At 72.1% G+C, this 15,945-nt stretch carries 7 protein-coding genes; 6 read left to right on the plus strand and 1 reads right to left on the minus strand.

Annotation, left to right across the window (positions count from 1 at the left end; all coding sequences use genetic code 11):
- The first annotated feature begins 16 nt into the window (after window positions 1-16).
- From ACGF4F_RS05075 to ACGF4F_RS05085, 3 genes are all read left to right on the plus strand, one after another.
- Window positions 17-1,075, plus strand: coding sequence for a WxL protein peptidoglycan domain-containing protein (locus ACGF4F_RS05075; protein WP_393075001.1), 1,059 nt, complete (start codon window positions 17-19; stop codon window positions 1,073-1,075).
- A 133-nt stretch (window positions 1,076-1,208) separates the two neighbouring features.
- Entirely contained in the window at window positions 1,209-1,478 is a 270-nt protein-coding gene (locus ACGF4F_RS05080) for a hypothetical protein (protein WP_393075004.1), read from the plus strand.
- A gap of 11 nt (window positions 1,479-1,489) precedes the next feature.
- Window positions 1,490-1,654 carry a hypothetical protein gene (locus tag ACGF4F_RS05085; protein WP_357437058.1) on the plus strand — a complete coding sequence of 55 codons (165 nt, stop codon included), beginning with the start codon at window positions 1,490-1,492 and terminating at the stop codon, window positions 1,652-1,654.
- 62 nt (window positions 1,655-1,716) lie between these two features.
- Here ACGF4F_RS05085 and ACGF4F_RS05090 read toward each other — a convergent pair whose 3' ends face one another.
- Entirely contained in the window at window positions 1,717-3,780 is a 2,064-nt protein-coding gene (locus tag ACGF4F_RS05090) for a S8 family peptidase (protein ID WP_393075008.1), read from the minus strand.
- 448 nt (window positions 3,781-4,228) lie between these two features.
- Between ACGF4F_RS05090 and ACGF4F_RS05095 the strand changes: the two genes are divergently transcribed.
- From ACGF4F_RS05095 to ACGF4F_RS05105, 3 genes are read left to right on the plus strand one after another with little or no spacing between them, the layout of a single operon-like run.
- The gene (locus ACGF4F_RS05095; RefSeq protein WP_393075011.1) at window positions 4,229-13,951 is read left to right on the plus strand and encodes an RHS repeat-associated core domain-containing protein; all 9,723 of its coding nucleotides are present in this window, start codon (window positions 4,229-4,231) and stop codon (window positions 13,949-13,951) included.
- A gap of 56 nt (window positions 13,952-14,007) precedes the next feature.
- Entirely contained in the window at window positions 14,008-14,451 is a 444-nt protein-coding gene (locus ACGF4F_RS05100; protein ID WP_393075014.1) for a hypothetical protein, read from the plus strand.
- Window positions 14,452-14,454: 3 nt separating this feature from the next.
- A complete protein-coding gene (locus ACGF4F_RS05105; protein WP_393075017.1) occupies window positions 14,455-15,942 on the plus strand; it encodes a hypothetical protein in 1,488 nt (495 codons plus the stop codon).
- The last annotated feature ends 3 nt before the right edge of the window (window positions 15,943-15,945 follow it).

Genomic DNA, 15,945 nt, shown 5'->3' on the forward strand with positions numbered 1-15,945 from the left:
GTCCGAGGATCATCAGATGCACCTGCCCAAACCGCGTACGACCGCAGCAGTCCTCGCCCAGGCCACTGTCGTGGTGCTGCTCGCCGCGTTCGGCTTCCTCGCAGTGGGGGCCGGACCTGCCGCCGCGGCGGACGGCGACGTCTCCTGGGCGGTCAGGACGGCCTCCAACAACTTCGGGTCCGGCCGGCAGAACTACACCTACACCCTCAACCCCGGCGGGCAGCTCAAGGACGCTCTCGTCGTCGTCAACCACGGCGCCACGCCGCTCAACCTGGCCGTGTACGCCGCCGACGGGTTCACCACCAAGGAGGGCCAGCTCGACCTGGTCACCCAGGACGCCAAGTCGACAGGGATCGGTGCATGGGTCCACACGGATCGCCCCGACGTGACGGTCGGGCCCGGCCAGTCGGTTGAGGTGCCGTTCCAGCTCACCCTTCCGGACAACGCCGCGCCCGGCGACTACCTGGGCGGCGTCGTCACCTCGCTGACGCAAGCCAGCAAAGCGGATGGGACGAATGTGGCCCGGCGTGTGGGCATTCGAATCCGCCTGCGGGTGGGTGGAGCGCTCAAGCCGAGCCTGTCGGTGGAGGATCTGCAGGTGCGCTACTCGGGCACGCCCAATCCGTTCGGGAAGGGTGACGCCGCCGTCACGTACACGATCCGCAACACGGGCAACGCCATCGTCACCGCTCGGCAGGCAGTGTCCATCTTCGGCCCCTTCGGGGGCCTGAACGTCCGCGCGGGGCAGATCGAGGACTCGCCCCCGCTGCTCCCAGGTGACACCTGGAAGGTCTCCGTGCCGCTACCAGGAGTGGCACCCGCGGTGAAGCTGACGGGGACCGTCACCCTCGTCCCACTGCTCACCGACGCGTCGGGCTCGATCGCTCCGCTCGCCACCGTCGAGGCCACGACGCACGCCTGGGCCCTCCCCTGGCTACTGCTGCTCCTTCTCGCAGTCCTCTCCGGGCTCCTCGTCGTCACGGCTCTGGTTTCTCGCCGCTGGCGGGCCAAGCTCCGCGAGAACGTCCCAATCCACAAGCCCGCCGAACATTCGGTGTCTCCACTTGATGTCTGACACTCCAACGAACTGTTGGTGGGGGGCAGGCAAGCATCGGTCTACGGATCAGAAGGTTAGGGGTTCGAGTCCCTTCGGGCGCGGCGTCGACTGGGTCACCGCCAACGCCCGCGGGACGCGGGCGCTGGTCAACATGGGTGTCGGCAGCAGCCCCAGCACCTCACTCGACAACGCCGTGACGAACTCGATCAACTCGGGTATCCCGTACGTCGTTCCGTCGGGTTCGTCGGCCGCCAGCGCCTGCACCTACTCACCCGGCCGGGTGCCGGCCGCCGTCACCGTGGCTGGCACCACGATCACCGACGCTAAGATGAGCTCGGCGAACTACGGCAGCTGCCTGGACATCTTCGCGCCGGGCCAGAACATCACCACCACGGCGATCGCCTCCGACACCAGCTGTTGAGCAGCAGTTCGATGGCCTCCGCGCACGTCGCCGGCTGCATCGCCGTGGTGGCCGAGGCGAACCCCCTGTGGACCGTCGGCCAGGCGGCCAACCATGTCCTCGCCACCGCGACCACCGGCCTCGTGACCAGCCCGGGAGCCGGGTCGCCGAACCGACTGCTCTACTGCGCCCCCTGACCGGCCGCGTCGAGGGTGCCCACCGGCCCGGGGAGCGACGGCTCCCCGGGCCGGGCCCGGCGTCAGTTCCAGGGGTTGGCGGGCTGGTCGTTGATACTGGTCCAGAAACGACCGGCCGGCAGGTTGCCGGAGGCCCAGAGGGACCAGCCGCCACCGTCGTGGAACTCCGCCATCCGCCACCCGCTGCCGAACTGCGCCGCGCAGATCGCGTCGGCCGCCGCGAGGCTGGTCAGCTGGGCGCCCGGGATGGCCGGGGTGACCGCGACGGCGCCGCCGGCCCACCTGCCGAAGCCCGTGGTGGGGATGCCGGCGGGCGCCGGCCGGCCGTCGATGCGGATGCACAGCACCGGTAGGGACGCGGTGGCGGGCGTGTCCCCGGTGTACGCGTTGGTGGTGGCGTCCCGACCCACCTGCACGACGCCGTCGCTGCGTTGGGTCAGCCGCGCCCAGGTCATCCCGGCGTGGGTGGCCGGCGGCGCGCCGACGAACAGCAGCCGGTTGGCCGAGCCGGGGCCCGGGTTGCTCACCTTGTTGGGCGTCGCGTTGGCGTACAGTGCGCTGGCCACCGCCCCGGGTGACGCGCTCGGGTTCCGCTGCAGGTAGAGGGCGGCGGCGCCGGCCACCAGCGGCGCGGAGAACGAGGTGCCGCTGACGGTGTTGTACTGGTTGTCGGCGTCCAGCCAGGCCGTGCGTACGCCGTATCCAGGGGCGAACATGTCGACCTTGCCGTAGTTGCCGAAGCTGGCCCTGGTGTCGCTGCCGTCGGTGGCGCTGACCGAGATGACGCCGCCGGCCCGGGCCGGGCTGGACCGGTCGGCGTTGTGGTTCTCGTTGCCGGCGGCGGCGACCACGGTCACCCCGCGGCTGATGGCGAACTTGGCGGCCCGGTCCGTCGGGCTGGACAGCCGCAGCCAGCGCCGCCAGAAGCCCGGCGGGACGCCGTAGCTGACGTTGGCGACCGAGGGGCCGGAATGGTGGACGGCGACCCAGTTGAGGCCCGCGACGATCGTCGAGTTGAAGACCGAGACGAGCGGGTTGTACGCGTTGCCGCGGCAGCCCGCGACCCGTACCGAGATCAGGGTCGCGCCGGGGGCGACGCCGACGGTTGCGCCTCCGGCGGCGCTGCCGACCGCGGTGCCGTGTCCGTTGCAGTCGTCACGCTGGCCGAGGAACCGGATGAAGTCCACGGCCTGGCTGGCCCGGCCGCCGAACTCCTGGTGGCTGGGCCGGAATCCGGTGTCCAAAATGTAGATCTTGACGCCGGCTCCCGTCACGCCGCCCCCCGTGTACGGGGCGTAGTCGAGTGGCAGGTTGCGCTGGTCCACGCGGTCGACCGCCCAGGAATACTCGCTCGGCTGCCCGTAGGTGTCCTGCTCGACCGACTCGACCCGAGAGTCGAGGCTCATCGCCTGGGCCTGAGCGTCGCTGGCCGTGAAGCTGAACATGCCCGATTCCATCGTATCGATGATCGTGCCGCCGTAGCCGGCCACCAGACTGGCCGCGATGCCGGCCACGTCCTCGGGGGCGGTGGACTCGGGAAGCATCGCGATGAACTGTCCCGGTACGGGTGCCTCGGAGGTGAGGAACTTCGGCTGCGGAACGCTGGTCGGCAGGTCGCCCGCGGAGTTCCACGGGTTGGCCGGCTGGTCGTTGATCGCGGTCCAGAACCGGGTGCCGGCCGGGATCGCGCCGCTGGCCCAGAAGGTCCAGCCGCCGCCGTCGTGAAACTCCGCCAGCCGCCAGCCCGCGCCGAACGTCTCCGCGCAGATCGTGTCGCCCTGGGCCTGCGAGGTCAGCACCAGCCCGGGGATCTGCGGGGTGACCTGCACCGCGCCGGCGGCCCAGCCGCTGTAGGCATCGGTCACCACGTCCGGCGGCTTGGGTCGGCCGTCGACGAGCAGGCAGAGGATGGCCCGGGGCTGGTCGACGGCGGTGTCGCCGGCGTACGGGTTGGTCTGCGCGTCCGAGCCGACGTGGACCGAGCCACCCTGCTGGCCAAGGACCGTCCAGGTCATCCCGGTCCGCACCGACGAGGCGGCCGAGGCTGGGCCGGGGACCGCGAGGCCGGCCAGCACCATGAGGGCAGCCGCGCTGCCGGCACGCCATTTCCAGAGACGTCTCGTCACCTGTCACGTCCTTTCCGGGACATGGATAGGAGGGGGATCCACGGTCACCGAGGCCGGGGGTCAGGAATATAACAATGGAACTGGTCGATATCCATTGTGGGTTTTGACTCCTTGCACTCCGGTCGTTGAAGCGGAAACCTCGGCAAATCGAGCGATGTGGCGGCAAAGGCGGACCATGAATTCATCCACCGATTCGGATTCAATTAGTCAACTTCGCGCCCGGTTCGGCGGATCCCTTCTGACCTGCCCTTTTTCGGCCAAGTTCGGGCAACACAACTGACTGTCCGATAGTCGACACGATCACCGGCGGTCCGCCTGTTTCGGCCGGTAGCAGGTCCTGTCACGGTCGGTCACCAGGGCCGCCCGCGCCCCGTTCTCGCAGGCATCTATTCCTGCCGATGGCGCTCGCCTACCTTCCACGGCAGAGGTTGCGTCTTGGGGAGGCACCATGTCAGGACCACTCGGCCGCCGCAGCATCCGATCGAGGGTCTGGGCCGGGGCCCGGCTGCGGTTCACCGCGACCGTCGGTGCGCTGACCCTGCTGCTGGCCTTCGGCGTCCGGGCGGACCTGCCGGACATCGTCCCGGCCTCGGTCTCCTGCGACTCGGTCGGCTACGCCTACGACGCCGCCGGCCAGTTGGCCGGCGTGCAGGACCAGGCCGGCCGCACCGCCCACTACCGGTACGACCCCACCGGAAACATCACCTCCGTCAGCAACGACGGCAGCCCGGCCCTCGCCCTATTTTCCGTCGTGCCGCCCCGGGCGGCGGTCGGCGCCGAGGTGACCCTGCAGGGCGGCTGCTTCTCCGACGTGGCGAGCGAGAACACCGTCGAGTTCAACGGCGTCCCGGCCACGGTCACCTCGGCCAGCGGCCGGCGCCTGGTCGCCCGGGTCCCCGCCGGGGCGACCACCGGCCTGATCACCGTCTCCGTCGGCGGGGCCACCGCGACCAGCCCGCAGTCCTTCGTGGTCGCTGGCCCGGACGAATCCGCGCCCACCGTCACCGGCGTCGCCCCGACCGTGGTGGTGCCCGGCGGCACGGTCACCGTCACCGGCACCGGCTTCGCCGCCGACGCCGCCGACAACGCCGTCACCCTGAACCGCACCCGGGCCTTCACCTCGGCCGTCGGCGCGGGCAGCCTGACCGTCCAGGTGCCCGCCGGCGCCGGTTCCGGCCGGATCGGGGTACGCACCCGCCACGGCAGCGGTGACGGGGCCGCCGACGTCTTCGTCGCGCCCGCCCCGTACACGGTCGCCGACGTGGTGCACACCTCCCGGGTCGCGCTCGGCGGCACCAGCGCGGTGTCGATCCCCAGCGCCGGCGACATCGCGCTGGTCGTGTTCGACCTGACCGAGGGGCAGCAGGCCAGCGTCCAGCTCGCAAACGGCACCTTCGGCTCCTGCGGCATATCCACCGCGAAGGTCCTCGACCCGTTCGGGCGTACCGCGGCCTCGTCCGGCTGCGTCGGCGCCGCCGGCTTCATCGACACGGTGACAGCCCGCACCGCCGGCACCTACACGCTGCTGCTGGCCGCGTCGAGCTCGGCCACCGGCTCGATCGCCGCGACCGTGCGGGAGGTGCCGGCCGACGCCACGGCGCCCACCACCCCGGGCGGAGACGCGGTCACCGTCGCCACCACCGTGCCCGGCCAGAACGCCGCCGTCACCTTTCCCGGCAGCACCGGCCAGCGGGTCTCAGTCAAGCTGAGCGGCGGCACGTACGGCACCTACAACGCCGCGGTCACGCTGCGCAAGCCGGGCGGCGGCACCGTCGTCTCCAACGGCTCCTGCGGCAGCGCCTGCTTCCTCGACACCACGGTGCTGCCCACCGACGGCACCTACACCCTCGTCGTGGACCCGCAGTCCACCTCGACCGGGACCATCACCGTCCAGGTGTACGACGTGCCCGCCGACGCCACGGCGACCGCGAGCCCCGGCGGAGCGCCGGTCAGCGTCGCCACGACGGTGCCGGGCCAGAACAGCGTCGTCTCGTTTCCCGGCACGGCCGGCCAGAGGGTCCTCGTCCACCTGACCGGCGGCACCTACGGCACCTACAACGCCTCGGCGATCGTACGCAGGCCGGACGGGTCGAACCTGACCGGCAGCGCCTACTGCGGCAGCTCCTGCATCTTCGACACCACCGTGCTGCCGGTCGACGGCACGTACACCATCCTGATCAACCCCGACACCAGCTACACCGGGGCGGTCACCGCGCAGGTGTACGACGTGCCGGCGGACGCGACCGTGGACGCCACGCCCGGCGGCGGGCCGGTGACCGTGGCCACCACGGTCGGGCAGAACGGGCTGATCTCGTTCCCCGGCACCGCCGGGCAGCGGGTCTCGGTGCAGTTCAGCGCGGGCACCTACGGGACGTACAACGCGTCGGCAGTGATCCGTAAGCCGGACGGATCCAACCTGCTCGGCAGCGGCTACTGCGGCGCGTCGTGTTTCTTCGACACGGTGACGCTGCCCGTCGACGGCACGTACACGATCGTGCTCAACCCGGACGGCGTCTACCGGGGCCAGGTCACCGCGCAGATCCACGTGGTGCCGCCGGATGCCACGGCCACCGCCAGCCCGGGCGGCGCCGCCGTCACCGTGACCACCACCGTGCCCGGCCAGAACGCCGCGATCTCCTTCGCCGGCACCGCCGGGCAGCGGGTCTCGGTGCAGTTCAGCGCCGGCACCTACGGGACGTACAACGCGTCGGCGGTGATCCGTAAGCCGGACGGGTCCAACCTGACCGGCAGCGCCTACTGCGGCGCGTCCTGCTTCTTCGACACCATCGTGCTGCCGGTCGACGGCACGTACACCGTCTACCTCAACCCCGACACCACCTACGTCGGCGAGGCCACCGCGCAGATCCACGACGTCCCCGCCGACGCCTCGGCGACCACCAGCCCGGGCGGCGCCGCGGTCACCGTGACCACCACGGTGCCGGGCCAGAACGCCGTCGTCTCGTTCCCGGGCACCGCCGGACAGAGCGTCTCGGTCACCCTGGCCAACGGCACCTTCGGCACCTACAACGCCGCCGTCACGCTGCGCGCCCCGGACGGCACCCCCGTCGTCAGTGAGAGCTACTGCGGCACGAACTGCTCGTTCAACGCCGTCACCCTCCCGAGCACCGGCACCTACACGGTGTTCGTCAACCCGACCGGCACCACGCTCGGCGCGATCACCGCCCGGGTGTACGACCTGCCCAACGACGCCGTCGCCAACACCACCGCGGGCGGTGCGGCCGTGACGGTGACGACCACCGTCCCCGGCCAGAACGCGGTGGTGTCGTTCCCGGGCGCGTCGGGTCAGCGGGTCGCGGTGCAGCTCTCCGGCGGCACGTTCGGGTCGTCGGAGGCGACGGTGACGCTGCGCCGGCCGGACGGCACGTCGATCCTGTCGAACACGTCCTGCGGGACGTCGTGCTTCCTCGACACCACCACCCTGCCGGCGAACGGCACGTACACGGTGCTGGTAGACCCGAGGGGCACGGTCGTCGGCAGCATCACGGTCAAGGTGCACGACGTGCCGGCCGACGCCGCGACCACCGCCACCCCGGGTGGCGCGGCCGTGACGGTGACGACCACGGTCCCCGGCCAGAACGGGGTGGTGTCGTTCCCGGGCGCGTCGGGTCAGCGGGTCGCGGTGCAGCTCTCCAGCGGCACGTTCGGGTCGTCGGAGGCGACGGTGACGCTGCGCCGGCCGGACGGCACGTCGATCCTGTCGAACACGTCCTGCGGGACATCGTGCTTCCTCGACACCACCACCCTCCCGGCGGACGGCACCTACACCGTCCTGGTCGACGGCCGGACGACCGCCATCGGCGCACTCACCGTCCGGGTGTACGACGTGCCGGCCGATCGCACCGCCGCGACGACCCCCGCCGGGGCCGCGGTCACCGTGACCACCACCGTCCCGGGGCAGAACGCCGTGGTGTCGTTCCCGGCGACCGCCGGGCAGGTCGTCACCATCAACCTCTCCGCCGGCGCCTTCGGCGGCGGCAACGCGGCAGTGTCCCTGCGCGCCCCCAACGGCAGCACCGTCGCCAGCACCTCGTCCTGCGCCACGAGCTGCTCGTTCAGCTCCCTGACGCTCGCCGCCGCCGGCACCTACACCGTGCTGGTCGACCCAGCCGCGGCGGCCGTCGGCAGCCTGACCGTCCAGGTGTTCGACGTGCCACCGGACGCCACCGTGAGCACCACCCCGGGCGGCGACCCGGTCACCGTCACCACCACCGTGCCGGGGCAGAACGGCGTGGTGTCGTTCCCCGGCACCGCCGGCCAGCGGATCCTGGTCCAGGGCAACGGCGGCACCTACGGCACCTACAACGCCACCGGGATCGTGCGCAAGCCGGACGGGTCGAACCTGACCGGCAGCGCGTACTGCGGCACCTCGTGCCTGTTCGACACCGTGGTGCTGCCGGTCACCGGCACCTACAGTCTGCTGCTCGACCCGTCCGGCACCTACACCGGCGCGCTCACCGTCCGGGTCTACGACGTGCCGGCCGACGCCACCGCCAGCACCACCCCGGGCGGTGCCGCCGTCACCCTCACCACCACTGTCGGCCAGAACGCGGTGCTGTCGTTCGCCGGCACGGCCGGCCAGCGGATCGTGGTGCAGGGGACCGGTGGCACGTACGGGACATACAACGCATCGGCGATCGTGCGCAAGCCGGACGGGTCGAACCTGACCGGCAGCGCCTACTGCGGCGCATCCTGCTTCTTCGACGTCACCACGCTGCCGGTCACCGGGACATACACCATCCTGCTGAACCCCGACGCGGCCTACACCGGCGCGGTCACGCTGCGGGTCTACGACGTGCCCGCCGACGCCGCGGCAACCGCGACCATCGGCGGTCCGGCCATCCCGGTCACCACCACGGCACCCGGCCAGAACGCGGTGCTGTCGTTCGCCGGCACGGCCGGCCAGCGGATCGTGGTGCAGGGGACCGGTGGCACGTACGGGACATACAACGCATCGGCGATCGTGCGCAAGCCGGACGGGTCGAACCTGACCGGCAGCGCCTACTGCGGCGCATCCTGCTTCTTCGACGTCACCACCCTGCCGGTGACCGGCACGTACACCATCCTGCTTAACCCGGACGGCATGTACACCGGCACCGTCACCCTCCGGCTGTACGACGTGCCGGCCGACGCCACCGCGACCGCCGTCGTCGGCGGCAGCCCGGTCACCCTCACCACCACCGGCCCCGGCCAGAACGCGGTGCTGTCCTTCGCCGGCAGCGCCGGCCAGCGGATCTCGGTCCAGGGCAGCGGTGGCACGTACGGGACGTACAACGCGTCGGCGATTGTGCGCAAGCCCGACGGGTCGAACCTGACCGGCAGCGCCTACTGCGGCGCGACCTGCTTCTTCGACGTCACCACCCTGCCGGTGACCGGGACGTACACCATCCTGCTGAACCCGGACAGCATGTACACCGGCTCCGTCACCCTCCAGGTGCACGAGGTGCCGGCCGACGCGACCGCCGCCGCCACCCCGGGCGGCCCGGCGGTCACCCTGACCACCACCGTGCCCGGCCAGAACGCGGCGCTCACCTTCCCCGGCACCGCCGGTCAGGTGGTCACCGTGGTCATGACCGCCGGCACCTTCGGCCGTTACAACGCCTCGGCGATCATCCGCAAGCCGGACGGGTCGAACCTCGGCAGCAGCGCGTACTGCGGCGACACCTGCACCTTCACCTCGGTCACCCTGCCGGCCACCGGTACGTACACCGTCTTCGTCGACCCGTCGTCCACCACCATCGGGGCGCTGACCGGCGAGGTCCGGCTGCCCGCCGGGGCCGCCGCGAAGACCACGCCAGCCCCGCCGGCCGCCCGGACCGTCGCCGACGTGACCGAGACCTGGACGCCGGACCGGTTCAACCTCGCCGGCGAGGACTGGGCCAGCCACCGCACCGGCGCGTACGGCCACCTCCAGCCGGCGCTGCGTGCCCCGGTGGGGGCGACCGCGCTCGCCGGACAGGCCCTGCTGCTCAACGGCAAGCCGCTGGCCGACGTCACCCTCTCGGTCGGCCGGCACAGCACCCGCACCGACGCCACCGGCCGCTTCCTGCTCACCGGGCTCACCGCCGGGCACCACGTCCTGGTCATCGATGGCGCGACCGCGAGCAGCCCGGGCCGCGCCTTCGGCCGCTTCGAGACCGGCGTGGACCTGCGGGCCGGGGAGACGGTCGAGCTGTCCTACCCCATCTGGATGACCCGCCTCGACACCGCCCACAGCGTCCGCTTCCCGTCGCCCACCCGGAAACAGACCGTCCTCACCACCCCGGCGATCCCCGGCTTCGAGGTGCGGCTGCCCAAGGGCGCGGTGATCCGCGACCGGGCCGGCAAGCGGGTCACCGAGCTGTCCATCACCGCCCTGCCGGTGGACCAGCCGCCGTTCCCGCTCCCGGCCGGCGTGCGCACCCCGGTCTACTTCACCGTCCAGCCCGGCGGCTCGGTGATCCTGCCCGAGGGCGCGCAGATCATCTACCCGAACACCCAGGGCCTCGCGCCCGGCAGCCGGCTCGACTTCTGGGACTACGACCCGGGCCGGGTGCCGTGCACCAAGACGCCCGTCAAGTCGTACCCGAAGAAGCCGGGCAAGGCGGGCAAGGCACCCGCGGTCTGCGCGGTGACCGGCGCGGAGGCCGGCTGGTACATCTACGGCCACGGCACCGTCACCCCCGACGGCAAGCAGATCGTGCCCGACCCCGACGTGCGGGTCTGGGAGTTCACCGGCGCGATGTTCAACGGCAGCGGCAAGCGGCCCGCCGGGAGCGGCCCCGGCGAGGACGGCGACTCCGGCGGCGACCCCGTCGACCTGGCCAGCGGCCTCTTCGTCGACGAGCACACCGACCTCGTGGTCAACGACGTCCTGCCGATCGCGATCACCCGCACCTACCGGCAGAACGACACCCAGAACCGCGAGTTCGGCATCGGCGCCAACTTCACCTACGGCATCTTCATCTACTCGGAGCGGCAGTACAGCGAGGCCGACCTGGTCTTCCCGGACAGCGGCAAGGTCCACATGGACCGGATCAGCCCCGGGACGGGCTGGACCGATGCCGTGTTCAAGGCCGTCGACACCACCGGGCCGTTCCGGGACGCCGTGATGACCTGGAACGGCAACGGCTGGGACCTCGTCCGCACCGACGGGATGACCTACGTCTTCGGCGAGAACGCGCCGTTGCAGTCCATCCGGGACCGGCACGGCAACCAGATCACCCTCACCCGGTCCAGCGGCGGACAGTCCGGCGACATCACCCAGATCACCTCGCCCAACGGCCGCTGGATCAAGCTCGCCTACACCAGCGGCCGGGTCACCCGGGCCCAGGACAACGCGGGCCGGGTGGTGCAGTACGGCTACGACAGCTCCGGCCGGCTGACCACGGTCACCTCGCCGGGCGGGCGCACCACCACGTACACGTACGACACCGCCAACCGGATGACGACCGTCACCGACGCCCGGGGCGTCACCTACCTCACCAACACCTACGACACCGCCGGCCGGGTGGCGACCCAGACCCTGCCCGACGGCGTCACCTACCAGTTCGCGTACATCACCGACGCGGGCGGCAAGGTGGTGAAGACGGCGGTCACCGAGCCGGACGGCCAGGTCCGGGAGACCAGCTTCGACACGAACGGCCGGGTGGTCACCGAGACCACGGCGGCCGGCACCGCCCAGGCCCGGACCGCCACCACCGAGCGCGACCCGGTCACCCACCTGCCCACCGTGCTGGTCGACCCGTACGGGCGGCGGACCGCCCTCGGCTATGACGCGAACGGGCAGCTCACCTCGCTCACCGCGCTCGCCGGCACCGCCGCCGCCCAGGCCGCCACGGTCACCTCCGGCGGGCCCTACCGGCAACTCACCTCGGTCAGCGACGACCAGGGCCGCACCACCCGGATGACGTACGACGACCGCGGCAACCTCACCGCCGCCACCGACGCCGCCGGCCGCACCCGCCGCTACGCCTACAACGCCGCCGGCCAGGTCACCTCATTCACCGACCCGCTGGGCAACACCACCCACTACACCTACGAGAACGGTGACCTCGTCGCGGTGACCGACCCGCTGGGCCGCACCACGCGCAGCTTCGTCGACGCCGTCGGCCGCCCGGTCGCGGTCACCGACCCGACCGGCGTCCAGGAGTACGTCCGCTACGACCCCGACAACCAGATCGTCACCAGCACCGATGGCCTCGGCCGGGCCACCAGCTACGAGTACGACGGCAACGGCAACCTGACGACGGTCACCGACGCCCGGGGCAACCGCACCACCGTCGCGTACGACCAGTCCGACCGGCCCGTCACCGTCACCGACCCGCTTGGCAAGCAGGCCCGGCAGACGTACGACGTACTCGGCCGGGCGGTCTCCGCCACCGACCGGCGTGGCATCACCACCGTCACCGAGTACGACACGCTGGGCCGCACCACCTTCATCGGGTACGGCGCGTCCACCGGCGGCGGCTACGAGAGCACCAAACGGTTCGGCTACGACGGCCTGGACCGGCTCACCACCATCGACGACTCGGCCGGCGGGCTGCTCACCCTCGGCTGGAACAACCTCGACCAGGTGGTCAGCGTGACCGGCCCGGCCGGCACCGTCGGCTACTCCTACGACGCCGCCGGCCGCCGCTCCGGGATGACCGTGCCCGGGCAGCCGGCGATCTCCTACCAGTACGACCAGACCGGGCTGATCGAGCAGATCACCCAGGGCGGCACCACCGCCAGTTGGCACCGGGACGCCGCCGGCCGCACCGATCGGGTCGAGCAGGCCGGTGTGGTCACCCGGTACGCGTACGACGCGGCGTCGCAGCTCACCGGGATGTCGTACCAGACCACCGGCGGGGTGCCGATCGGCAACCTCGGCTACTCGTACGACGGCGCCGGCCGGGTGCTCGGCCTCACCGGCAGCCTCGCCACCGTCACCATCCCCAGCACCGGTCCACCCGCCAGCTACGACGCCGCGAACCGGCTGACCAGCCGCGGCGACCGGACGTTCAGCTACGACGACGAGGGCAACCTGACCGGCGACGGGGTGCTCGGCTACACCTGGAACGCCCGGGGCGAGCTGGCCGGCGTCACCGGCCCCGGCCTGGCCGTCTCGTACGGCTACGACGCGGCCGGGCGGCTGGCCGGCCGGACCGCCGGCGGGACCACCACCACCCACCTCTACGACGGCCCCAACCTGATCCAGGAGCTCACCGGCGCGACCGCCGTCGACCGGCTCACCGCCGGGCTCGACCAGACGCTGGTCCGCACCGACTCCGCCGGCGTCCGGGTGCCGGTCACCGACGCTCTCGGCAGCGTCCTGGGCCTGGCCGACGCCGCCGGCACGCTGACCACGCAGTACCAGTACGACCCGTTCGGCGCCGCCACCGCCAGCGGCGCGGCCAGCGGCAACACGCAGCAGTTCACCGGCCGTGAGCGCGACCCCGACACCGGGCTGTCCTACCACCGGGCCCGCTGGTACAGCCCGGACACGGGCCGCTTCCTCAGCCAGGACCCGGCCGGCTTCGGCGGCGGCAGCACCAACCTCTACAGCTACGCCCTCAACGACCCAGTCAACCTCTCCGACCCCAACGGCGACTGTCCCATCTGCATTCCGATCCTGGTCGGGGCGCTGATCGGCGGTGCCTCCTCGGTCGGCATCGGCGCTGGCATCGCGGCGCTGACCGGTCGCAAGTACACGATGGGCGACGCCCTCAGGGACTTCGCGATCGGCGGCGCGCTGGGCGCCCTCAGCGGTGGCCTCGGGGCGGCCCTCAAGGCCGGCAGCTCGGTCTGGAAGCTCAACCAGTTCCAACGCGGCCTGGCCATCGAGGCGAAGCTCGGCGGCAACCTGCCACGCAGCTTCCCGACCATCGACCGGTTCGCCAACGGCACCGCGACCAGCATCAAGAGCGTCGACCTCTCCGCGAAGACATACCAGAGCGCCAGCCAGCTCACCAGCCGGCTCCAGGGCTATGTGGACAAGGCCGCCGGGTTCGCCAAGAACAACCCGGTCACCTGGGACGGCGTCACCATCCGGCCCGGTCAGGTCGCCGCCCGGGAACTGGAGATCGTCGTCCCCCGTGGGACGGCCACCGCCGCCCAACAGAACGTCCTCAACCAGATCGTCCAGTACGGCGCCGGCAAGGGGGTCACCGTCCGCGTCATCACCATGAGATAGGCCGGCGGGACGCCCCACGGGTATCCTGGGGCGTCCCCTCCCCACCGAGGACATCCATGACCAGACTCGCCGCACTCGACCTGCGCAGAGGTCGGTACGTCGCGCACTCCTCCTCGCTCACCACCGACGGCATGTGGATCGCCAACGGCGTCTTCGACGTCCTCGACGAGTCGGTCGACGCCCGCGACCTGGGCGCCGCCGTACGCCGGATGCTCGCCGCCTCGCGCACCGGCCTCCCCAGCCCCGACCTGCGGGGCGGCCCGTCCCCGTTCGCGCCCGTCCTCGACGCGCTCGGCCTGCGGTCCTGGACCAGCTACGCCAAGGGCACCCGGCACGTGGACGTCGAGCAGGACGCCGACGCGGTGCTGGTGAGCCCGACCCGCAACGGCGGCGCCCGGGAGGGCTTCGTCGGGCTCGCCGAGCACGCGGTGCGGCTGACCGACCCGGGCGACGCGGAGCTGGGCGCGGCCCTGCGCGCCGCGCTCGACCGGTCCCGCTGACCCATGGCCGACGAGTCCCGGCTCCATCGCCGGACGGTGCTGGCTGGCGGCGCGCTGGCGATGGCCGCCGCCGCCCTCGCCGCCTGCTCCGCCGACGCCCGCACCCCGCACCGTCCCGCCGCGCCCGACCCGGCCGCAGGCCTGCCCGACATCCAGTTCGACGTCGCCCGGTTCAGCGCGCCCGAGCAGACCTCGCCCACCGGCGGGCCGTTCGTCATGCCGCCGGTGCACACCGTCTACCTCACCGCCACGCTGGCCCGCACCCCCGGGCGGGACGACCAGCGGGAGCTGGCCCGGGTGCTCGCCACCCTGGAGTCGCGGTACCCGTTCGGCGCGGCCGGCCTGATGACCTTCGTCTCCTACGGGCTGCCGTACTTCCGGCGGCTGCCGGGCGGCCTGACCGGCGATCTCGTCGGCGCGCACCTGCCCCGCCTGCTCGCGGACCCGTCCCGGTCCGTGCTGGAGGAGGCGACGCCCGCGCCGACCGATGTCCACCCGGACAACCCGGGGGTCACCAAGCAGCGCTTCACCGTCCCGGTGCGGATCGAGCAGCACGACCTGCTGTTCACGTTCCGCAGCGATCGGGCCACCGTCATCCAGGACGTGCTGGCCTGGTTCGACGGCAGCGGCACGCTGGGCGGACAGGCGACACCCTCGCCGGCCCTCGCCGGGCTGCTCACCGTGACCTCCAGCCGGCACATGTTCACCCAGGTCGGCCTGCCCCGCTCGGTCGCCGAGCAGAACCGGCTGCCCTATGCCCGGTTCATCCAGCCCGACTCCCCGATGTGGATGGGCTTCTCCGACCAGCAGTCCAACGCCTCCGGGCCGCCGGCGATCTGCACCTTCGCCGGCCACCCCGCGGCCCGGCTGACCACCGCCCGCGCGGGCGACTATCTGGACAACGGCAGCATCCAGCACCTGTCGCACGTCATCCTCGACATGCTCCAGTTCTACGACATGGCCGCGCCGGACACCCCGCCGAGCGAGAACGGCAACTTCACCAAGCGGGTGCAGTACATGTTCCACGCCCCGGCGGTGCATCCCGGCAACCCCGACCAGCTCAGCGACGGCGGCGGGCCGTCGTTCCTGCCCGCCGAGAACCGCGGCCCGGACTACGCCGAGCGGACCGCCAGGGGGATCGGCCTGCCCGCGGGCGAGCGCCGGATGGGGCACCTGTCCACCCTCCAGCGCAGCTCCCGCGCGTCCGACGGCACCCCGATGCACGTCCGCATCGACGGCCCCGGCTTCGACCCCCTGGACGTGCCGGACGGCAGCAGCCAGCCGAAGCTGCACTTCAGCATCTTCGTGCCGACCGCGGAGTTCTTCACCCGGATGCGGCGCAACCAGGCGGCCGTGGACCTGGCCCGCAAGCACCGGGTGGCCGAGCAGGACAACGGCCTGGAACGCTTCCTGACCTGCACCCGCCGCCAGAACTTCCTGGTCCCGCCCCGGCGCCACCGAGCCTTCCCGCTGGTCGAGGTCGCCGACTGAGCC

This window comes from Micromonospora sp. NPDC047740 (assembly GCF_043204735.1).
Classification (GTDB): Bacteria; Actinomycetota; Actinomycetes; order Mycobacteriales; family Micromonosporaceae; genus Micromonospora.

What these genes read in the sequence shown, in the direction of transcription:
- ACGF4F_RS05075 (WP_393075001.1), top strand. Translation starts at nt 17, where the DNA reads ATGCACCTGCCCAAACCGCGTACGACCGCAGCAGTCCTCGCCCAGGCC.
- ACGF4F_RS05080 (WP_393075004.1), top strand. Translation starts at nt 1,209, where the DNA reads ATGGGTGTCGGCAGCAGCCCCAGCACCTCACTCGACAACGCCGTGACG.
- ACGF4F_RS05085 (WP_357437058.1), top strand. Translation starts at nt 1,490, where the DNA reads ATGGCCTCCGCGCACGTCGCCGGCTGCATCGCCGTGGTGGCCGAGGCG.
- ACGF4F_RS05095 (WP_393075011.1), top strand. Translation starts at nt 4,229, where the DNA reads ATGTCAGGACCACTCGGCCGCCGCAGCATCCGATCGAGGGTCTGGGCC.
- ACGF4F_RS05100 (WP_393075014.1), top strand. Translation starts at nt 14,008, where the DNA reads ATGACCAGACTCGCCGCACTCGACCTGCGCAGAGGTCGGTACGTCGCG.
- ACGF4F_RS05105 (WP_393075017.1), top strand. Translation starts at nt 14,455, where the DNA reads ATGGCCGACGAGTCCCGGCTCCATCGCCGGACGGTGCTGGCTGGCGGC.